At 57.5% G+C, this 19,780-nt stretch carries 19 protein-coding genes; 13 read left to right on the forward strand and 6 right to left on the reverse strand.

Annotated elements, in window-relative coordinates:
* Positions 1-52 precede the first annotated feature (52 nt).
* Positions 53-406 carry a hypothetical protein gene (locus tag ACEWMW_RS01465; RefSeq protein ID WP_409412112.1) on the reverse strand — a complete coding sequence of 118 codons (354 nt, stop codon included), beginning with the start codon at positions 404-406 and terminating at the stop codon, positions 53-55.
* Between the two features lie 210 nt (positions 407-616).
* On the opposite strand from ACEWMW_RS01465, the gene ACEWMW_RS01470 reads away from it, so the two are divergent.
* From ACEWMW_RS01470 to ACEWMW_RS01510, 9 genes are all read left to right on the forward strand, one after another.
* Positions 617-2,968 carry a winged helix-turn-helix domain-containing protein gene (locus ACEWMW_RS01470; protein ID WP_409412113.1) on the forward strand — a complete coding sequence of 784 codons (2,352 nt, stop codon included), beginning with the start codon at positions 617-619 and terminating at the stop codon, positions 2,966-2,968.
* A 455-nt stretch (positions 2,969-3,423) separates the two neighbouring features.
* A complete protein-coding gene (locus ACEWMW_RS01475) occupies positions 3,424-5,763 on the forward strand; it encodes a TonB-dependent receptor (protein ID WP_409412114.1) in 2,340 nt (779 codons plus the stop codon).
* A gap of 99 nt (positions 5,764-5,862) precedes the next feature.
* Complete coding sequence (locus tag ACEWMW_RS01480) at positions 5,863-7,533, forward strand: sulfatase-like hydrolase/transferase (RefSeq protein ID WP_409412115.1); 1,671 nt, start codon at positions 5,863-5,865, stop codon at positions 7,531-7,533.
* On the forward strand, positions 7,521-8,000 hold the full coding sequence (locus tag ACEWMW_RS01485) for a hypothetical protein (protein WP_409412116.1): 480 nt from the start codon (positions 7,521-7,523) through the stop codon (positions 7,998-8,000). The genes ACEWMW_RS01480 and ACEWMW_RS01485 overlap by 13 nt, the downstream gene beginning before the upstream one ends.
* Positions 7,997-9,556: an AMP-binding protein gene (locus ACEWMW_RS01490; protein WP_409412117.1), complete on the forward strand. Its 1,560-nt coding sequence runs from the start codon at positions 7,997-7,999 to the stop codon at positions 9,554-9,556. The genes ACEWMW_RS01485 and ACEWMW_RS01490 overlap by 4 nt, the downstream gene beginning before the upstream one ends.
* A complete protein-coding gene (locus tag ACEWMW_RS01495; protein ID WP_409412118.1) occupies positions 9,553-10,221 on the forward strand; it encodes a hypothetical protein in 669 nt (222 codons plus the stop codon). The genes ACEWMW_RS01490 and ACEWMW_RS01495 overlap by 4 nt, the downstream gene beginning before the upstream one ends.
* A 9-nt stretch (positions 10,222-10,230) precedes the next feature.
* Entirely contained in the window at positions 10,231-10,854 is a 624-nt protein-coding gene (locus ACEWMW_RS01500; protein WP_409412119.1) for a TetR/AcrR family transcriptional regulator, read from the forward strand.
* Positions 10,854-11,795 carry a formylglycine-generating enzyme family protein gene (locus tag ACEWMW_RS01505; protein WP_409412120.1) on the forward strand — a complete coding sequence of 314 codons (942 nt, stop codon included), beginning with the start codon at positions 10,854-10,856 and terminating at the stop codon, positions 11,793-11,795. Before ACEWMW_RS01500 ends, ACEWMW_RS01505 begins: the two co-directional genes overlap by 1 nt.
* 3 nt (positions 11,796-11,798) lie before the next feature.
* Complete coding sequence (locus ACEWMW_RS01510; RefSeq protein ID WP_409412121.1) at positions 11,799-12,212, forward strand: DUF1330 domain-containing protein; 414 nt, start codon at positions 11,799-11,801, stop codon at positions 12,210-12,212.
* On the opposite strand, the gene ACEWMW_RS01515 is transcribed toward ACEWMW_RS01510, so the two are convergent.
* The 3 genes from ACEWMW_RS01515 to ACEWMW_RS01525 are packed head-to-tail and all read right to left on the reverse strand — an operon-like array spanning position 12,209 to position 14,720.
* Complete coding sequence (locus ACEWMW_RS01515; RefSeq protein WP_409412122.1) at positions 12,209-12,676, reverse strand: hypothetical protein; 468 nt, start codon at positions 12,674-12,676, stop codon at positions 12,209-12,211. The genes ACEWMW_RS01510 and ACEWMW_RS01515 overlap by 4 nt on opposite strands.
* Positions 12,673-13,665, reverse strand: a complete 993-nt coding sequence (locus ACEWMW_RS01520; protein ID WP_409412123.1) for a glutathione S-transferase family protein — start codon at positions 13,663-13,665, stop codon at positions 12,673-12,675. The genes ACEWMW_RS01515 and ACEWMW_RS01520 overlap by 4 nt, the downstream gene beginning before the upstream one ends.
* An 11-nt stretch (positions 13,666-13,676) precedes the next feature.
* Positions 13,677-14,720: an MBL fold metallo-hydrolase gene (locus ACEWMW_RS01525; RefSeq protein ID WP_409412124.1), complete on the reverse strand. Its 1,044-nt coding sequence runs from the start codon at positions 14,718-14,720 to the stop codon at positions 13,677-13,679.
* A gap of 142 nt (positions 14,721-14,862) precedes the next feature.
* Here ACEWMW_RS01525 and ACEWMW_RS01530 point away from each other — a divergent pair, with 142 nt between their 5' ends.
* Genes ACEWMW_RS01530 through ACEWMW_RS01545 form a run of 4 tightly spaced genes read left to right on the forward strand, consistent with a single transcriptional unit; the run spans position 14,863 to position 18,225 of the window.
* Positions 14,863-15,858, forward strand: coding sequence for an NADP-dependent oxidoreductase (locus tag ACEWMW_RS01530; protein WP_409412125.1), 996 nt, complete (start codon positions 14,863-14,865; stop codon positions 15,856-15,858).
* Positions 15,859-15,863: 5 nt separating this feature from the next.
* Positions 15,864-16,808, forward strand: a complete 945-nt coding sequence (locus ACEWMW_RS01535) for a haloalkane dehalogenase (protein ID WP_409412126.1) — start codon at positions 15,864-15,866, stop codon at positions 16,806-16,808.
* Position 16,809: 1 nt separating this feature from the next.
* Positions 16,810-17,895, forward strand: a complete 1,086-nt coding sequence (locus ACEWMW_RS01540) for a DUF2855 family protein (protein ID WP_409412127.1) — start codon at positions 16,810-16,812, stop codon at positions 17,893-17,895.
* Positions 17,896-17,922: 27 nt separating this feature from the next.
* On the forward strand, positions 17,923-18,225 hold the full coding sequence (locus ACEWMW_RS01545; protein ID WP_409412128.1) for an EF-hand domain-containing protein: 303 nt from the start codon (positions 17,923-17,925) through the stop codon (positions 18,223-18,225).
* On the opposite strand, the gene ACEWMW_RS01550 is transcribed toward ACEWMW_RS01545, so the two are convergent.
* The gene (locus ACEWMW_RS01550) at positions 18,222-18,347 is read right to left on the reverse strand and encodes a hypothetical protein (RefSeq protein ID WP_409412129.1); all 126 of its coding nucleotides are present in this window, start codon (positions 18,345-18,347) and stop codon (positions 18,222-18,224) included. The two genes, ACEWMW_RS01545 and ACEWMW_RS01550, sit on opposite strands and share 4 nt — an antisense overlap.
* Positions 18,344-19,501, reverse strand: coding sequence for a glutathione S-transferase C-terminal domain-containing protein (locus ACEWMW_RS01555; RefSeq protein WP_409412130.1), 1,158 nt, complete (start codon positions 19,499-19,501; stop codon positions 18,344-18,346). Before ACEWMW_RS01555 ends, ACEWMW_RS01550 begins: the two co-directional genes overlap by 4 nt.
* Positions 19,502-19,780: the final 279 nt, after the last annotated feature.

A 19,780-nucleotide genomic window follows, 5' to 3' on the forward strand; every position in this document is an offset into this window, starting at 1 on the left:
GCGTTGAGTGACGCCGGCCTAAGCCTTGACCGGCGCCACTCTCGCGATTGCCTCAAGGGCAATTGACGCATTCGATCGGATTGTCGTTGCGTCCGGCAGCCCACGGGCCTTCGATACCGACAACCTGGTTGCCATTGCCATCAAGTTTTCCGAACAACTCGAAGATCGCAGTCAGACTGCGATTGAATGTCGGGTGGCACATGCCGAGATCGGTGCAGACGAAATTCTCTGCATCCTTGCCCGGATTGTTGATGCCTTCGAATTGCAGCTTGTCATTCGGAAGCAACAGGTCGCCTGCTGTCACCTGATCGAGTTGTTTGTTCGTCAACTCAACCGGTTCAGCAAACGAAATTGTCGGGGACAGCGCGAATATGGCTGCTGCAGTTGCGGCAATCGTCTTCTTCATTTGGGTTATCCTTCCATTGGCAACGCAACGGGGTGTCCGCGCGAAGTCATTGGGATTGTTCGCCCCGCCGTAAGTTCAGGAAACCGATTCAATGTGATATTCTTGTGATGAACTCGTGATATTTGTCCACCAAGCGCTGAGCTTCATTAATTTATGTTCGGAGGACCGATAGGGAGGCGTAAGATCAGCAATCCAAGCCGAGAATCGGGGATGAACGAGCAAGCCAATGTCCTAAAAGGAGGTCAATCCTTTCCGGCTATTGCGGCTGCGAGTGAGGTTCAGGCTCCCATTGATTTGGCCCATGTCGCTGGGTTCAGTCTTGGACCACTGCACATCGACCCATCAAGTCGTCTTGTTCGCCACGCAGATGGCCGATCGGAGATCCTCGAGCCAAAGGCAATGAAGGTCCTCGTGGCTCTATCGAGAGCTCGAGGCGAGATCCTGTCGCGCGATGATTTGATCAGCTCTTGCTGGCGTGGAAGAATTGTCGGCGACAATGCGATTACGCGCGTCATCTCCCAGTTGCGAAAGCTGCAAGGTGGAATTGCCTCGGAGGCCTTCACGATCGAAACGATCACCAAGGTCGGCTACCGCTTGATCGCGGCTGATTCAGAAGAAGTCGCCACTGGGCAGAATGGACTGCGTGCGAAACTCCGCAGCGTTCCGTTCCTGGCTATGTTCGCTTTAACTGCATTGGCGATAGTGGCTTTGGGTTGGTTGGCAATGGCGCCGCTCTCTTCTGCAGGTCCCGTCCGCATCGCCGTGCTGCCATTTCATCACCCCGAAGACGGTGCAGAGAGCGCCGATATCCTGGTCGACGAACTGAACCGGAGATTGTCGCAAAGTGAGGGCTTTGAAGTGATCGGCAGGGTTTCATCAACGGCAGTCTCGAACCGCAACCTCTCAGCTCGAGAGATCGGAGAGAAGCTGGACGTGGCGTTCATTGTCGAAGGATCCGTCGCGAAGGATGACGACAGTATCGCGGTGGACCTCGCGATAGTCGATTCGCGCACGGAATCGACCCTGTGGTCAGCGACTATGACGGGAAGCGAGCAAGACTATCGCTCGCTCGGTACGCAGGTTTACCTAGGTATCGTCGAGAACTTACGGCCGGGCTTTAGTCCCAATCGACACGTCACGCCACAAGATGTTGGTCCCGCCACTTATCGATCCTACCTTAGAGCACGCAAACTGATCCGTGACGCGAAACCGGACGGGCTTCTTGTGGCTCGCCAGATCCTTTACGACGTGACTTCAAGCGAGCCGCGGTTCGCAGGTGCATGGGCAGAGCTTTCGCGAATAGAGGTAATTTTGTTGCTTGGGCCGGCAGGTTTGGATCTCCGGTCTGCTGAACCCAAAGACTTTTCCGCCGCGCTCGAGCATTCCGAACGGGCCATTCAGCTAGCACCGGAAATGTCCGAAGCACATGCGGCGAAGGCTTTGGTCAGCATCGCGCTTTTTGACCAGAGAAACCGGCAAAGCGATCTTGAGGCGGCAAAGCAAGCCTCAAAGCGCGCAATCGAATACGACAAGGGAAACGCAGAAACTTGGCTGATCCGTGCAGCACCGCTGATCCGTGAGGGCCGCACCGAAGAAACACTGTCGGCGCTTCTCGAAGCCTTCAAGCTAGACCCGTTCTGGATCCGCTCTCGGGCCGCAGGCGAGATGGCCTGGGCATTGGGTCGCAAGCAGTTGGCAACAGATATCATGGGCAAGATCGCTAATGATCATCCCGATCCGAGCGAACGAAAAGTCGCACTGGCCAGTCTCGCATTATGGGAAGGCTCGATTGCCGAATATGTCACACTGACGCGTGAAGCCGCAGAGCTCAACTCTTCCGAGCGCTATCTTCTCTACATGATCTATGGCGACAAGGCGCTTTCTCGCCTCGGCTATATCGCTCCGGACCGCGTTAGCATCCCCCCTTACGAACGTTTGAGATATGTGCACGATCCGGAGTTCCAACAGCACCGGCTTATCGATTGGCCGACCACGAACGCACGTGATGTCTGGGATCCATCTGTTGGCCACCAAGTCGCATTCCAACTGGCCAAGCAGGGAAGAAGCGACGAGATCGTCGAGGTGTGGGACAAATTCTACGGCGCTGAGATTGATGAGTTCCATCGGCAGCACGGCTTCAGTCGTCATGCGTTTACCCAATTCGCGCCATGGCTGGCGCTCAGTCTCCGGCGAGCTGGGCGAAATTTGGAGGCAGACAGGATACTAGTGGTCGCTGCATCCCAGCTTGAGAAATGGAGCAAGGCTGGCCCGCTGCAATCTGACAGAATAATGCAGCATGCGAGGATCCTGGCAATGGCCGGGGAAAAGGATCGAGCTGCTGATACGCTCAAAGCAGCGGTCGAGCGGGGATGGCCCAACCTTTTGCCGACGCAGCGTTATGCCGAAACTGCCGACCCTCCGTTGCTCGAGGATCCGACGTTCTCCGCGATTAGTACTCGCAGCGATTTTAGATCGATTGCTGCTCGTATCGAGGCAACAAAACAAAGGGAACGAAGCAAGCTGGAGAATTCCTTGAAAGAGTTGCTTCGCAGAATTCCCTGAATTTGGGTTCAAGAGTTCGGACGTATCCCAGTTCGACGTCGGCCAATGGGCTCTGCCGGAAACTGTGCCGCTTTGGACCGATATTTGCTCCGAAATTCCAAGGCACTCGGTTCTTAGCAGCGGGATCGAATTGTGAGTATATCATTGTAATTCTCCTTGGCCGGCATGGTCGCAGAGAACGTCCGCTCTTAGCCGCTAAGAAATTGAATGACTACGTCTGAGATTGGGGCGCAAAGCGGTCTTTGGGTCAATGTCCGCAACTGGGCCGGAAGCAGAAGTTCAGCATTTCCCGGGCTGCCACGGGGAGCGAACTTTAGCCTCTCAGAGTGAATCCGCGAGTATTCCTGCATTCCACTTCCCAACGAACGCGGCGCATACGCCCAATTGACTCATCTAATGGCACTGTATATGCCAACAAACAAATGGCACTAATGATGCCGTTAGAGGAGGGTGTGGTGCAAAGTTCAAGAGATGAAGTGGCAAGAATTCTGACATCGGTGAGCGTGGTTGGCCTGATAGCCGCAGGGCTAACCAATCCAGCAGCAGCGCAAGATGGGGCTGACGACAACGCAGAAAACAATGTCATCGTCGTGACCGCCCAAAAGCGTTCTGAAGATGTGCAAGACGTACCAATCTCTATGGCGGTGTTCTCGGCGGATTCGCTTGAGGAAGCCAACATCGATACTGTCCTTGAGCTGACTAGTGTCGCCCCCAATTTCCAGGCGCGCCAGTCGCAGCAGATCGCCACGACCACATTGCGCGTGCGCGGGATCGGCGCGGCCGGCAATACCGCAATCGAGCCAAGTGTCGCGACGTTCCTGGATGGCGTGTATATCCCACGCTCCGGTTCGGTCATCGCCAGTTTTCTCGACATAGAAGGCGTCGAACTACTGCGCGGCCCGCAGGGCACGCTGTTTGGGCGTAACGCCAGTGCGGGCGCGCTATCTTTGCGATCCGGCAATCCTAAGAGCGAGTTTTCCGGCATGGTGCGCGGCGAAGTCGGCAATGGCGATCGTTACAAGGTCGATGGCTTCATCAATGCGCCGCTTGGCGAGAACATCGCGATCCGCGCAGCTGGACTCTATCAGGATTTCGGCGGGTACTGGACCAATCGCCTCGACGGTGAGCAATTGGGTGGTTCCGAAACCGCCGCCGGTCGCATCAGCCTGAACGCGCAACTGGGAGCTATCGATTGGACCGTGCGCGCCGACTACTCGAAGATCACTGGCGATGGGCTCTCGAACAATGATTTCGACCCGACTTCGGTCACGCCCGCGCAATTGACATTCTTCCAGGCGCGCCTCGGCGGTGTACTGCCGGACACCACCTTGTTCGACCGGACACTTAACCAGTTCCAGGAGTCGAATTTTGACGACAAGCACTGGGGCGTGATGAGCGATGCCTCGATTGACGTTGGTGAATTCATCTTCCGCCTAATCAACTCTTATCGCGACTGGGACAATTTTCAGAACGACGGCGATATCAGCTTCACGCCGGTCAACATCTTCACGCGTGATGGCGCCTATCGCAGCAAGAGCCATAATCACGAGTTGCAGATCATCTCCCCTGAACGCGGATTGCTGGGCGGGGCGCTCGATTTCGTGGCCGGGCTCTACTACTTCCAGGAGGACTATCGGATCGACGAGCAATTCCAGCTTGGACCGGGCTTCTGCAACACGCTGGTCCCGCCGCCTGCTCGCCCGCAATGCAATGGCTTGCTTGCCATGGGCCTTGGCGAGGATGCGACCGATCTGGACTTCACGCAGGATATCGAAAGCATCGCGGCCTACGCTCAGGCCAATATCTATGCCAGCGACAGCCTTTGGTTCACGCTTGGTGGGCGTTGGACACAGGACAAAAAGGACGCGCTGTTTGTTCAGACGCGCAACAATCCTTTCGCAGCAGCCATTCGCGCGCCGGAAAATCAGGTCCTGGAACTCGATGACGAGGAGTTTACCTATCGCCTCGGTATCAATTTCCAGCCCCACAGCGACCTGCTCTTGTTTGCTTCGCATTCGACGGGCTACAAATCGGGCGGGTTCAACTCGGGCGGCAGCGGGGCTCCGCTCCTCGGGCGAAGGACATTCGCTTCGGAGACGATCGACAACTACGAGATTGGCGCGAAGAGCACCTGGCTGGATGGCGCGCTGCAGGCGAACATCACCTTTTACCGGATGGACGTGAACGGTCTGCAGGATCGCACGTTCGACGGGATAGGATTTATCGTCCTCAACGCAGGCGACCTGCGGCAGCAAGGCTTCGAGTTTGACACTGTCATCCGTCCTTCACGGCGTTTCCAGGTCAATGCGTCGCTCGCCTATCTTGACAGCGAATTTACCGATTTCCCACTTGCCTCCGGTCTTCCGGGGCTGGGAGGAACCCAGGATCTGACCGGCGAGAGCGTGGCCTTGGGTTCGCCCGAATTCAGCGGATCATTCGGATTCCAGTGGCGCGGTGAGTTCGGCAGTTCAGATATTGGCTGGCGGCTCAATTCGAATTACAGTTTCCAGTCTGACGTCTTTCAGGGGGCTGCGACCGACGGCAATCCGCAGACTATCCAGGATGGTTACGGGCTGCTCGATGCACGCTTCACTATCGAGTCGCTCAACGACTCCTGGTCACTAGCAGCATTTGGCAGCAACCTGTTCGACAAGGGGTATTGCACAGTGCGGTTCCCGCAACCGCTCGACGCAGCCTTCGGTCTCCGCAATGGGATATTCCCCGGTTCGACCGGCATCCGCTGTACCGAGTCAACCCCGCGGACGTATGGCGTGACGGCTGCCTACCGTTTCTAGCGATGGGTCCTCTCCCATCCCTTGCGTCCCGGTCTGGCTTGCGAGTGAGCTGGACCGGGCGCATTTTGTCAGCGTAGGAAATCGATGGAAGGTGAAGCGATGAGGCGCTGGCAGAAATGGACACTCGGCATCGCAGGGCTGGTGATCGGGCTTGGCGCGCTCGGTTACTTCAACCGGACTGCGCTGATACTTGCATTTGTGAAGCACACAGCGGCGCAGGAGGAAATCGCTCCCAACCGCCCCATTGCGTGGCAGCAAGGGCCCTCTGAAGCCGAATTGACCCCGGCAGAGCGTCCGCCGAACATCGTTTTTATCCTGTTCGACGATCTCGGCATCAACGATCTATCGACTTTTGGTGGGGGTGTAGCAGGCGGCAAGGTGCCAACGCCCAATATCGATCGCCTCGCTGCAGAAGGCGCGATATTCACTCAGGCCTATTCAGGCAGCGCGACTTGCGCGGTTTCGCGCGCGCAGCTGATGACCGGGCGCTATCCGACGCGCACTGGCTTCGAATACACGCCGACCCGCCCCGGATTCGGCAGGGTCGTCGCCATGGTTGCAAACGATATTCGCGACGATCTGCCACCTGCAAACTATGATGCCGAAGCAGAGGTTGGAAAGCCGCACTATGACGACATGGGGCTGCCCAGCGAGGAAGTGACTATCGCCGAAGTTCTCAAAGAACAGGGCTATCACAACGTCCATATCGGAAAGTGGCATCTCGGAACCGGCGATGGATTCCACCCGCTTGACCAAGGCTTTGATGAAAGCCTGCTCATGACAGATCTCCTGCATCTGCCCGAGGATGATCCGAACGTCGCCAACGCCAAGGTCGAGTTCGACCCGATAGACAAATTCCTGTGGGCGTCATCTCGATATGGTACCACATTTAACAAGAGCGAGAAATTCGAGCCGGGCGGCTATCTGGCGGACTATTGGACCGACCAGGCCGAACGCGTGATCGAAAACAACCGCAATCGGCCTTTCTTCCTCTACCTCGCGCACTGGGGCGTGCACACGCCGCTGCAGGCGACGCGCGAGGATTACGAGGCTGTCGGCGATATCTCGCCACATCGCTTGCGGGTCTATGCAGCAATGGTCCGCTCGCTGGACCGCAGCGTTGGTCGCGTGATGGCCAAGCTGGAGGCCGAGGGGCTCGCGGACAACACCATAATCGTCATCTCGAGCGACAATGGCGGTGCGGGATACATCGGATTGCCTGAAGTCAATGCGCCCTACCGCGGTTTCAAGATCACATTCTTCGAAGGCGGCATTCGCGTGCCGTTGCTGGCGCGCTGGCCTGCGCGGATCCCAGCAGGGACGCGGATCGATATGCCGGCTGCGCATGTCGATGTCATGCCGACATTGGCCGCAGTTGGCGGCGGCATACTACCAGCGGGCGTCCCGGTCGACGGGCGTAATTTGCTGCCAGCAATGACAGGTGCGGGTCAGATGGAACGACCGGACGCGCCGCTGTTCTGGAACAGCGGCTACTACAAGGTCGTGCGCGCCGGCGACTGGAAGCTGCAGGTCGATGGCAAGCAGGACAAGCGATGGTTGTTCGACCTGGCCAAAGATCCGACCGAGCAGGTCAACCTCGCCAGCCGAAATCCCGAAAAACTCGCCGAACTTGAAGCCTTGCTGGCTGCGCATCACAACGATCGTAGGCCAGCCCTCTATCCGACCACAACCGATATGGTGACCATGATCGACAAGACGCTGGCCGAGCGGTTCGAGGACGGTGACGAGTACATTTATTGGCCGAACTGAGCCAACAGGAGGACCAAACCTTGGCCGTGCTGCCGCCTTCCACCAACGATCGCTACAATGGTCCCCGGGCCGCCGCCTGGTTCCTGACTCTCATGTCGATCATCACGATCGTGCCAGGCAACATTCACACATTCCTGCCCGATGGCGGCGCAGGAGTTATCGCAGGACGTGACCTCTCGGTAAATGGCGACACCATTATCCGCCTGTTTGCCTGGGCCGGGGCAACGCAGATCGTCTGGGGGATAATGCTCCTGCTGATCTCACTGAGATATAGGAGTTTTGTGCCGCTGGCTCTCGGCCTGCTGGTTCTCGAACGCTGCATTCACACATGGACCATGTGGGGTCCGAAGGGTCAAGCAGACGGCTATCTGCCACCCGAGGCCTACGTTACAGTGGTGCTCGTGCCGCTTCTCCTCGGCTTCCTTTTTCTCTCGCTCCGCGCGCCGCGTGAGTCGAAGGCCCCATGACATCCGCCGAACTTCCGTCGCACGGTCCTGCACATGGGTTTGACTGGATCGCTACCGCAGCTGACCGAACGCCAGACAACCTCGCGCAGATCGACATCGCGAGCTCGCGGCGCTTTACCTATGGGCAGATGAATGCTCGCGTCGGCGCTCTGGCGGCGCATTTTCGCTCGCTCGGCATCGAGAAGGGCGACCGCGTCGCCTACCTGATGATGAACAGCAGCGACGTGTTCGAAGTAATCTTCGCGTGCTGGCGCATTGGCGCAGTTGCGGTCGCGCTGAACTGGCGACTTACAGGCGAAGAGCTTGCCTTCATTGCCGAAGATGCTGGGCCCAAGGTACTTATCAATGACCGGGACCTGGGCGAGCTTGCCACAGCTATTGCGGACATGTCGTGCTTCGAATGCCGGATCGAAACCGCCAGCAATGGCAGCGAAAGCGATTATGAGCGCGCGATCGCCGGGTCGGATCCTTTGATTAAACCGGACGAGCCCCCGCTGCTCGGGGACATCTGTATGCTGATGTATTCGTCGGGAACGACGGGATTACCTAAAGGCGTGGTGATCACCCATCAGATGCAGCTGCTCAACGCCTGGGGGACGATTGCCGATGCTGCGATCAGCATGGACTCGGCAGCGCTGTGCTTCATGCCGCTGTTCCACATCGCAGGCGTAAATGGCGTCATCGGGCCGTGCTTTCTTGCCGGAGCCTGCGTTGCCGTGGTGAGAACTTTCGATCCCGGAAAGGTGCTTGGTCTGATCGACGATCCCGAGCTGGCCGTGACGCACTTCGTCGCCGTGCCAGCGATCTACCAGGTGATGCTTGCCCACCCGCAAGCTGAGGTAACCGATTTTTCGAGGATTGTTACCTCGTTCGTGGGGGCCTCTTCGGTGCCTCGCTCGCTCTTGGAAGGATGGAGGGCACGCGGGCTGCGGTTGCGCGAAGGCTATGGTCTGACGGAAAGCGCGGGCGCCGGGGTGACAATGCCCGCCCACCTCGCCGGGCAGCCGATCGAAGCAAGCGGAAAGGCTTCGCATGCGTTCGAATTGAAAATCGTCGATGACGAAGGGCAAGAGGCCTCATTGGGCGAGCTCTGGATGCGCGGGCCCTGTATCACCCCAGGCTATTGGAACCGCCCCAAGGCCAATCGCGAGAGCTTTGTCGATGGCTGGTTCCGCACCGGGGACATTGTCTCGCGCACAGATGATGGCTTTTACAAGATCGAAGACCGGTTGAAGGATATGTATATCTCGGGCGGTGAGAACGTATATCCGGCAGAGGTCGAGGGTGCCATTTATGGGCGCGACGACATCGCCGAAGTGGCTGTGATCGGACTGCCCGATGAACGCTGGGGCGAGATCGGATGTGCGGTGGTGGTGCCAAAGCAGGGCGCCGACATTGGGCTGGATGAACTTCGCGCAGGCCTTGAGGGCAGGCTCGCCCGCTACAAGCTCCCGGCACGGATCGAACTGGTTGAAAGCCTGCCGCGTACCGCCTCGGGCAAGGTGAAAAAGAACGAATTGAGAGAGCTCTTCTTGAGAGAGAATGCGCAACCATGACCAAGGCGAAATGGATCTGGATCGGATTTCTCGGAATCCTTTATGCAGGTTTCTGGGCATGGTATGGCGGCAATGGCGATCCGCTAACCGAGGCCGAGGGCGAAGAGCTCCTCTCGCGTATGGAGCAAATGTACGATTTGGATCGCGACGAGGCACCGGCGGGTAGCATGCTGCGCAACCTTGCGGACATGATCCCGCGAGATGACGGACGCGAATTCTACGCGGTGAATCTGGAGACACGCAAGCAAGGCCCCGAGGCCATCGCGGCCGAAGAGGAGTATACAGGCAGGGTTGTGCCGCTTCTCCTCGCACGCGGCAGCCACCCCGTCTTTTTGAGCGAGCCTGCGGGGCTGATGCTCGGCGAATATGGCAATGAAATCGATCGCGTGGCGGTTATCCGTTATCGCTCGCTCCGCGACCTTATCGACATGATCCTTGATCCTGCAATGACAGATGCGCGCGAATATAAATACGGCGCGCTCGAGCACACCGAAGTCTTCATCACGCGTCCGACGCTGACGTTCGTGCAGGTGCGGCTGATGGTCGGTTTGCTCGTCTTGGCGCTCGCCTGGGCAGGCCTGGCAGTGATTGGCCGGCTCGAAGAGCGCAAGTCTGCTGGAGATTCGGCACAATCGGTGCCATTGCTTGGGCGGGATTATGCTTGAGGGTGAGTAATGGCGCGTAAATCTGCAGCAGTCAGGAATACGATCGAGGGTGAGGAGCCCCATACAGACGGCAGACGCGAGCGGAGCCGGGCGAGCAGACGCGCGATCATTCACGCCATGATGGACCTGATTGTCGAGGGTGATATCGATCCCAGCGCGGCCAGGGTTGCCGAGAGAGCTGGCGTAGGCCTGCGCTCGGTCTTCCGCCATTTCGACGATAAGGAGACCCTCTACCGCGAAATGAATGCGATCTTGGGCGAAGCCTATGTGCCGCAGATGCGCGAACCTTACAGATCAACCGATTGGCGCGAGCAATTGGGCGAACTGGTGGAGCGCCGGGCTAAGGTCTACGAAGAGATTGCACCTTTCCGTATCTCGACCAGCGTGCAACGATTTCATTCGCCCACATTGATGGAGAATTATCGAGGGTTGCTCAAAGCTGAGCGCAAGGCGCTTGATGCAATCCTGCCAGAACCTGTTCGCAATGACGAACATCGGGCGCGTGCCATTCTACTGGCCACCAGCTTCGATTCCTGGCGCCTGTTTCGTCACGACGAAGAACTGTCGAAGAAAAAGACTCTCGAGGCGATCAAGCACCTTTTGCAGGACGTTCTCGACCAGATCGAAGACTGATGCATTTGCGTGTTTATGTCCTGGCCTTGCTTTTCCTAGCCGGTTGCTCGGCACAAGAGGAGGGCGATGCACCCAACTCGGAAGTGAGCCAATGCAAGGGAATTTCCAAACCCGGCGAGATGGTCTGGATCAACGGGGGAAAATCCGTCATAGGCGAGGACCCTCGCTATGCCGAGGAAGGGCCGCCGCGCGAAGCGGAGATTCCTGGCTTCTGGATTTCTGCAACCGAAGTTACCAACGAACAGTTTGCCGAGTTTGTCCGCGAGACCGGCTATGTAACGATGGCGGAGCGCGACCCGCCCGCCATTTCCGGAGCGCCTCCCGAGATGCTCCAGCCGGGCTCGGCAACATTCCGAGTGCCGACCTCCGGCAACCGCAGCTGGTGGGCATGGACCGTCGGGGCGCAGTGGCGTGCGCCGAACGGTAATGGCTCTTCAATCGAAGGAAGAGCGTACGATCCTGCTGTCCAGGTCGCCTATGACGACGCACTGGCCTATGCCGAATGGGCCGGAATGAGCCTGCCTAGCGAAGAGCAATGGGAATATGCTGCTCGCGCTGGATCAGACAGCCCTCCGGAACCCAAGGATGCTTTGGGCAAGCCGCAGGCAAACTACTACCAGGGCGTGTTTCCCGCTAGGGATCTAGGCGAAGACGGATTTACCTCACGCGCACCGGTCGGTTGCTTCGAACCAAACGCATTCGGGCTCTACGACATGATCGGCAATGTGTGGGAATGGACTTCGACTGAAGGTGAGCGCGCCGACGCGGTGGAGCAGGTCAGCGTGATCAAGGGCGGTTCGTTCCTGTGCGCGGCCAATTATTGCGCGCGATACCGACCTGCCGCCCGGCAATTCCAGGAACGCGGACTAGGCACCGATCATATCGGTTTTCGAGTGATTGATACTGCGCGGGAGCCACCCGCATCGAACGGAGAGGATTAGGACATGCAAGTCGTCAATCAGGTGAACCCGTCTGGCGAACGAATGAAGGAGTTCTTCGGGGTCGAGGAAGACGGACCTTTCGTCATGGTCAATCTCCTCAAGTTCAAGGATAAAGCTGAGTATCCTGACGGCTGCGAGACCGCGCTAAGCGGGGCAGAAGCCTATGCGATCTATGCTGCAGCGGTCCCGAAATGTCTGGAGCAGGTTGGCGGCAAACCGCGATTTGGCGGTGCTGTTACGGGGCTGATGCTCGGCGAAATTGAGGAGGAGTGGGACATGATCGCACTGGCAGAATATCCATCGCTCGAAGCAATGCGGACCATGATTATGTCACCGCAGTATCAGGAGATCGCGGTGCACCGTTCAGCTGGCCTTGCAGGACAGCTCAATATCAAGACCAAGCCGGGCGGCTTTTAGGCTTCGGAATTCTTCTCCGGCCACAGCGCCAGCACCAACATTACCAGCGCGACAATCGGCACGACAAGATTGCCGATCTGGCCCGGTGCGGTGCTGATCGTTTCCACGGGTTTGAACTGGCCGACCAATCCTCGGCCGGTCCATTCGACAAGCAAAACCAGCCACAAGAGCGGCACCATGGATTTGTAGCGAAGAGCTGCCAGTAGCATGATCATGCCAAGCAGCAGCTGGATCAGGCCCCATTGCGCAAAAATGGCGATAATAGTGGCGGAGGCTCCGTCAGGATAACTGTTGAGCGGGATGGTAGCGAGGCTTTGTGCGCCGCCATCGGGTGCCAGCATATGGTGCTGACTGCGCCAAAGTGTGATCGCGGTTATCGGATAAAACACCCATAGCGCAAGTCTGTTGCCGCGATAGACATTGTCGAACTGCGCCGGAAGCAGACGGTCCAGAACGTGTTTCATTGAAGGAACCCTAGGCAGTTTGCGGCAGAAAGCACCGGATCGATCCGCCCCCGCGTTTCATCGCTTAGTGCAGCGTAGCGCGACCGTAGATTAGCCAAGCATTTGAGCTGATATTTGAACGTGCCTTGCTCATAAGGCATGCCATCTACTTCGATCCGGAATGTCTTCTCGCCTGCTTCTGCGGCTTTGGCATTGGCAAGCAGAAAAGGAACATAGACCCGGCCAACCTCTGCAAGCAAAATTTCGACGGCGGGCCTTAGCGGAGCCTCAGATTCGTTCCACTCGCCTTCGATGCCCGACGCATCATCGACATGCAGCAACCAACGGAATGTGTAGGGATAGTCGGCGCGCATCATCGATTGCGCCGTGGGATCAACGCCGAGTTGTGATAACTGCCCGTAGATGCCCAGTTCAGCGAGCGAAGGGCGGCTGCCGAACAGCCAGTGTTCGTTCACCACATGCTCTTCGAGTGCTTGCAAAACCCTGCGGGTCGAATCTTCGATTAGCGGGAAATTCGCACGCGTGCAGCCGACAATCGCCATGCGGCCGACCTGCCGATCGCGGAACACCTCCGCCATGCCCTGACTGGATTCCAGCCCGCCGCCCTTGAGCGCGTCGAACGATAGCCAGCGGCTCATCTGGATCTGGTCGACTTCCTCCAGCCAGCGGTAACCGAACATCGCCTTGGTGAGCCATTCATCGGCGAAATCTTCGATGAGGTGCGCAATAAGGGCCAGTGCCGGGTCTTCCGGAACGACTTTGCGTTCGGAATGCCGTTCTTCAAGATCGTAGAGTACTGGAGTGCTATCGTTCCTGAAGCTGCCGTCGGGATACTCGATGATCGGAATAACGGGCGGCAGGCCTTTTTCGGCGGCAAGTTGCTGCATCTGGCTGCCGTGCGACCAGATGTGCGTGATCCGGCGATAGCGCATCAGGGCGCGCATTTTCAGCGAATAGGGCGAGCCCAGGGCACCATGAATCGTGTACATTGGCGGTCTCCTCACATGAGTTCGCGCTGCTCGATGGTATCACCAGAGGACGGCAGCGAGAACAACATGCCATCCTCGCCCACGACCAGCTTGCCGTCGAAGCGGTCGGGCGCGTCACCAAGAAACGCAGGATAAAGGTATGCGTTCGGCAGCGGCGGAACGAGATGGCTAAGCACCAGCATTTGCGCGCCAGCGGCTTGTGCGCTCTCGGCGGCATCCTGGGGTGACGCGTGGTAATCCCGAATATCAAGCATGATCTTGGCCGCACTGTCATTGCCATTCGCGGAAAGAATATCCTGCATATCGCTCACCATTTCCATCTGCAGTGCCTCGTGCACGATCAGGTTGGCACCTCGGCAGACGCTCTCGAGATTGGCGGATTTTTTGGTATCGCCGCTGATGCAGATTGATCGCCCCTTGTAATCGAACCGATAGCCGACCGCTGGATCGACCGGATCATGCGGGACTTTAAAGGCTGTGACCTTCAGGCCGTCGCGTTCGAAAACCATGGGGCTATCTTCCGACATTTCGAAGGGCAGAGCTTGCGCGCCTCCGCCGCTCGAAGGGGCCACATCTTCGCCGTGATGCGCGGTGCGATAAGTGTCGTCAGTGGCATAGGCTGCGTTGAACCCGTCGACGATGGCCTCGACCCCGGAAGGGCCATACACGGGTAGCGGAGCCGTGTTTGTCCCGCGCACCCAGTGGTTCAGCATAAGCGGTCCCATTCCGTCGATATGGTCGGAGTGGAAGTGGGTCAGCAACACACCGTCGAGCTGGCCTGGATTGATGCCCATCAGGTTGAGGTTCCGGCTCCCGCCTTCGCCGATATCGACAACGAACATTAGTTTGCCTGCAACCACGAAATTGCATGGGCCGGCGCGATCGAGGTTCGCCATCGGTGAACCTGTACCGCACAGGCCGACATGCAAGCCGTCTTCGAGCCCGGCAAAGGTGTCGCGCGCAGTGTTCTGCTCCATCGCGCGCTGGAACAGCCATGTTCCAATGGGCTTCTGCAGTGCGAACAATGCCGCGAATGCCAATGCGACTACGGCCATTAAGCCAATCCCAATTTTCTTCACGGCAAATCTCCATGGTTTGTGCCGAAAGAAATGGCACTATAAATGTCAAAAAGCAATTGCCAAATCGAACTGGCAATGCAAAAATGGCACTCGTGGTGTTAATAGAAAGGGATGAATCGTGCCAACTCAAATTCGCATGCTCGATTATCCCGGCCCGAACCCGGCGCGTGATATGTGGGGGCTTACCCATGATACTCCGCGGGCGCCAGATGAAGGCGAGATAGCTGTCGCTATCGATACCATCTCCATCGATCCAGGAATGAGCGGCTGGATCACCGACAAGCGCAGCTACATGCCACCAGTCAAACCCGGGGGTGTGATGCGCGCGTTCGGTGTGGGCGAAGTAATCGAAAGCAAGTCGGACCAGTTCGATGTCGGAGATTGGGTGACAGGCTTCACTGGCGTTCAGACCCATGGGGTCTATCGCGCAGAGAACTTGCGCAAGATCGACGCCTCGCTCGCTCCTCCCGAGAAGTTCCTCAGCGGCTTTGGGATGACGGGCTACACCGGATATTTCGGCATGAGTGATTTGGGGCAACCCAAGGAGGGGGAGACGGTCGTCGTATCAGCCGCATCGGGCGCGGTGGGTTCCATCGCAGCGCAGGTCGCCAAGGCAGCCGGGGCGCGTGTCGTCGGTATCGCCGGTGGGCCGAAGAAATGCGCATACCTGCTCGACGAACTCGGGCTCGATGCGGCGATCGATTACAAGGGCGGTGGTGTCGACGAAGCTCTGGCGCAGGCATGCCCGGATGAGATTGACCTCTATTTCGACAATGTCGGGGGCGAGACTTTGGAAGCCATACTCGGCCTGATGAAGTATCGCGGGCGTATCGTCGTTTGTGGCGGCATTTCGCAATATGGTGATTTTGCCGGGGCACGTGGTCCGGCTAATTTCATGTCTGTCGTTACGCACAGCCTGACGATCCAGGGCTACACGATGCGCGACTATATGCACCGCGTGCCCGAAGCGCTCGAATGGCTAGTACCTGCCTGGAAGGATGGGAGCCTGAAGATGCGCGAGCACGTCGTCGAAGGCATCGAGAACTTTCCGGATGCGTACGAGATGATCTTCCGCGGTGAGAACCACGGCAAATTGTTGCTGAAGATAGGCTGATCGCGATGGACCGGTTGCGCACTCCTGACGCGTTTTTCGAGAATCTTGCCGATTTTCCCTTTGCGGCGAACTATGTCGACGTCTCGGATCATGAGGGTGGCTGCTTGCGCCTCGCCTATGTCGATGAGGGGCCTAAAGATGGGCCTCCCGTGGTTATGATCCACGGCAATCCGACCTGGTCCTATATGTGGCGCAAGCTAATTCCGGTTTTGGCCGCGAACGGATACCGCGCCATCGCGATCGATCTCATCGGGATGGGCCGTTCGGACAAGCCCACGCAAATGAGCGACTACACGATTGCCCGCCACGAAGCTTGGGTGAGGGAGGGGCTGTTTGAAAAGCTGCAACTCACCGACGCTCAATTCATCCTACACGATTGGGGAGGGATCATCGGCCTGCGTGCGATTGCCGATCATCAGGATCGTGTCGCAAGCGTGATCATGTCGAACACAGGTTTTCCTGTGCGGGACCCGAACGAGCCGATCACAAAGATGGCTCGCAAGGGCGCGGCGATGTTGCGCCGCTTTCAACTCTACATCCGCTTCCGCAAGAACTGGCAACATTGGAAGACTTTGAGCCGCATAACTCTCACGGACATGCCGGCTGAGGACGTGGCGGGCTTCGCAGCGCCATATCCTGACAAGCGCTACCTCGTCGGTAACAGGCAATTCACGCAAATGCTGCCGACACGCAATGATAACCCGATACTGGTTGAGAACTGGCACGCGCTGCAGAAGCTCAAGAGTTTCGAGAAGCCATTCCAGGCGATCTATTCGGACAAGGATCAGGTTTCTCCCAAAGGGTTTCACAGCGTCCGCCCGGCAATCCCCGGCACGCGCGACTACGAACCGATTATCCTTAAAGGCGGCTCGCACTTCCTCCTCGAGGACGTGCCCGAAGCCTACGCGCGCGAAGTGATCGCGTTTCTCGAAAACATCAAAGGAGACTGAGATGGCCGCCACTACAGAGCTTTGGGTCGCCCGCGACCAGCTGCGGCGCACGAAGATTGTCGAAAGTGAGCAACAACCCCTCGAAGATGGCCAGATCCGAGTAGCCATCGCCAAGATGGGACTGACCGCGAACAACGTCAGCTACGCTGTCTCGGGCGAAGCAATCGGATACTGGAAGTATTTTCCGGCCCAGGGCGAGTGGGGCAAGGTTCCCGGGTGGGCCATGGCAGACGTGGTGGAATCGCGCAGCGACGCCCTAGCCGAAAGTGAGCGGCTCTATGGCTTCTTTCCGATGGCAAGCGAGGTCATTCTGCAACCGGGTCATGTGGAGGACGATTTCTTTATGGATGCGGGCGCGCATCGCGCCGAGCTTCCTGCGCTCTACAATCAATATCGGCGGACAAAAGGCGAGCCGGAAGTTCTTCAAAAACTTGAAGACGAACGTTGCCTGCTGTTCCCGCTCTTCGTCACTTCTTACGTTCTTTATGACTATCTGATCGATAACGACTTCTTTGGTGCACAGCAGATCATCATCGGTTCGGTCTCCTCGAAAACCGGTTTCGGCCTGGCGCACCTTCTCAAAAATGATCCGAATTTGGCTCACAAGGTCGTCGGCCTGACATCATCCGGCAATGTGACTTTCGTCGAGAGCCTTAACTGCTGTGACCAGATCGTGACTTATGGGTCCGAAGACGCGATCGGTGCGAACCTTCCGACCGCGTGGATTGATATGTCGGGCGATGGACCCCTCACCGGCAAGCTGCATCTATTGCTCGGCGAGAACATGGTCGAGAGTTGCATTGTAGGCGCCACACACTGGGAGGCCGAGCGCAAGCGGGACAAGGATCTTCCCGGTGCCAAGCCCAAATTCTTCTTTGCCCCTGGCCACATTGCCAAACGTGATGCCGAATTGGGGCACGGCGAGATCTGGCGTCGCGGATCTGAGGCAGGCGCAGCGATTGCCAGGTCAATCTCCGGCCAGATTGCGGTTGAAGCCATCTCAGGTTCAGACGATATCGCTAGAATCTGGTGCGATATGCTCGACAATAAGGTTTCGCCCAGCCGAGGGATCATGATTTCGCTTTGATTTTCCTTCTACGCAGGAGAATGCCTGATGAAGCTCTCTACAATCCTCGCCGCCTCCGCCGTGCTCGTTGCCGCGCCTTTGCTTGCGAACGAAGAAGCTGACGATCAAGCCAAGGCGCGGAAAAATTTCCAGAACGCGGACGCAGACAGTGACGGGAAGCTGACCCGGGCCGAGTTCAGAAATTTCATCAACGCGAATGCTGAAGATGGGTTGGGTCGTGCAGGTATGGTGCGTCGCTATGGCGCCTATGGAACTGCATTTGAGAGGGTGGACAAGAATGAGGATGGCGTGGTGACAGCACGCGAGCTTGCAGCGGCAAGACGAAACTAAGCCACGAGCTTGAAGACTTCGCCTAGCATCGCTGGCGTCGATGCGTTTAGCTTCTCCGGCCGACTGAATGTGATTGCCTCGACACCTTGGTCGATCGAATAGAGCAGCTGGCAGTCTGTCATGACTGGAGTTCCCCCCAGACTTCCTGATTATCACGACGGTCCATCCTGCGGTTGGTTCGCAGGTCTAGAAGGTCTTCAAGAGCGGTACTTTCGAAACGCGCGCGGATCGTAGTTCGATCATTTTCTGACTGGCGACAAAACGCATCCTGCAGCCTTTGCAGCAGATAGAATCGGTAGGGCACGACAACCGTTTCAATCTCCTCCCCGCGCCATTGGAACGGCGCCAGCCCCATGCCACTCTTCATCGACTTGTTCTTGGTCGGTGAACCGCTCTCGATTTCGGTGTGACGCTTAAGCCAGCTGTTCGCGTGCTCGACATGCGCTGCGATCTCGGGAAGGTAATCATCAGCGATAAAGCGCATCAGCTGGAGTAAGGTTAGGGGGAGGCTGTCGCTATCGAAGAGTTTGCCTTGCGCCTTGGCGACTGCTTCATCGACGAAAGTCTCCGCCATATTCATCCGCTCAACCCAGCGGAACACATTGGGTGCGCTTGTTTGCATCAGCCTTAGCGGCACTGGATCACGGGCAAGGTGAGCGTACATCGCTCCGATCAAGCCGTAATCGGCTATAGTTGCATGGCCTCCGAGGATAAATGGGTGGTGACGTAAGTGCTGCTCCATCAGGACAAGGAATTGCGCGTAGCTTTCTTCCACCAATCTCTGCGTGTCGGGCGTAACCCCCAACACCACAGCCGCTTGCCGCATTCGCCCGCTGGCATGGAGGAAGTCGGCATCCTCTGCATCTTTTGACAGACACGAGGGTAGTACATCGCGAAATGTCTCCCGCAAGAAGGGTAGGTTCACTTCATCGAAATTCCAGCGGTAGTGCATAGCGGGTCGCAGAAGGCCGTGTGAACCGAACAGTTCGAAAGCATGGGCGATCAGCAATAGCACCGGTTCGGTGGGATAGATCGGATTCTTGCTGAAACCGGCTGCATCAAGATGGTCAATAATGTCCGCGCCATCCTGTATAATCGTGCCATCGGCCGTCTTGATCACCGGAATGATCCAGCGTCCGATCTGCGGAACGATCTCTCCAGTGAATTCCTCGCTACCAGCCTTCACCTCTGTGAAGGGGACTGCGTTGGTGCGCATGTAGGAGCGAGCTCGCGCTGTGTAGAGCGAGCCGGCCATCCCATAGAGCGTATAGGTCAAGCTTCAATCTCTTCTAGCCATTGCCAATCGTGCATGTAATGGCACTAATAGTGCAAATACATTGCGTCAATCATAATGATGACGATCGACTGGAGCTCCTAATCCCAAGGTTTTGCATGCATGCGCGGCAACGGCGTGCTGCAGCCCGATTTGAACGTCTGCTATCGGGAGCTTGGTTCCGACTTTCCACGTACGATATTGGGGCGCGAAGCGGACCTTAGGATCCTAAAGGAGGGTCGATCCAAATTCGGGCTCTTCCATCTGGAAGCTGCGACCAAA

The sequence above is a fragment of the Litorerythrobacter xanthomarinus genome (genome assembly GCF_046254955.1).
In the GTDB taxonomy this organism is placed as follows: Bacteria; Pseudomonadota; Alphaproteobacteria; order Sphingomonadales; family Sphingomonadaceae; genus Qipengyuania_C.

Excerpts from the sequence above, each read along its gene's own strand:
- ACEWMW_RS01505 (WP_409412120.1), top strand. The coding sequence starts at position 10,854 with ATGCATTTGCGTGTTTATGTCCTGGCCTTGCTTTTCCTAGCCGGTTGC.
- ACEWMW_RS01495 (WP_409412118.1), top strand. The coding sequence starts at position 9,553 with ATGACCAAGGCGAAATGGATCTGGATCGGATTTCTCGGAATCCTTTAT.
- ACEWMW_RS01510 (WP_409412121.1), top strand. The coding sequence starts at position 11,799 with ATGCAAGTCGTCAATCAGGTGAACCCGTCTGGCGAACGAATGAAGGAG.
- ACEWMW_RS01465 (WP_409412112.1), bottom strand. The coding sequence starts at position 406 with ATGAAGAAGACGATTGCCGCAACTGCAGCAGCCATATTCGCGCTGTCC.
- ACEWMW_RS01515 (WP_409412122.1), bottom strand. The coding sequence starts at position 12,676 with ATGAAACACGTTCTGGACCGTCTGCTTCCGGCGCAGTTCGACAATGTC.
- ACEWMW_RS01540 (WP_409412127.1), top strand. The coding sequence starts at position 16,810 with ATGGCCGCCACTACAGAGCTTTGGGTCGCCCGCGACCAGCTGCGGCGC.
- ACEWMW_RS01470 (WP_409412113.1), top strand. The coding sequence starts at position 617 with ATGAACGAGCAAGCCAATGTCCTAAAAGGAGGTCAATCCTTTCCGGCT.
- ACEWMW_RS01525 (WP_409412124.1), bottom strand. The coding sequence starts at position 14,720 with ATGGCCGTAGTCGCATTGGCATTCGCGGCATTGTTCGCACTGCAGAAG.
- ACEWMW_RS01500 (WP_409412119.1), top strand. The coding sequence starts at position 10,231 with ATGGCGCGTAAATCTGCAGCAGTCAGGAATACGATCGAGGGTGAGGAG.
- ACEWMW_RS01535 (WP_409412126.1), top strand. The coding sequence starts at position 15,864 with ATGGACCGGTTGCGCACTCCTGACGCGTTTTTCGAGAATCTTGCCGAT.
- ACEWMW_RS01550 (WP_409412129.1), bottom strand. The coding sequence starts at position 18,347 with ATGACAGACTGCCAGCTGCTCTATTCGATCGACCAAGGTGTCGAGGCA.
- ACEWMW_RS01545 (WP_409412128.1), top strand. The coding sequence starts at position 17,923 with ATGAAGCTCTCTACAATCCTCGCCGCCTCCGCCGTGCTCGTTGCCGCG.
- ACEWMW_RS01520 (WP_409412123.1), bottom strand. The coding sequence starts at position 13,665 with ATGTACACGATTCATGGTGCCCTGGGCTCGCCCTATTCGCTGAAAATG.
- ACEWMW_RS01480 (WP_409412115.1), top strand. The coding sequence starts at position 5,863 with ATGAGGCGCTGGCAGAAATGGACACTCGGCATCGCAGGGCTGGTGATC.
- ACEWMW_RS01490 (WP_409412117.1), top strand. The coding sequence starts at position 7,997 with ATGACATCCGCCGAACTTCCGTCGCACGGTCCTGCACATGGGTTTGAC.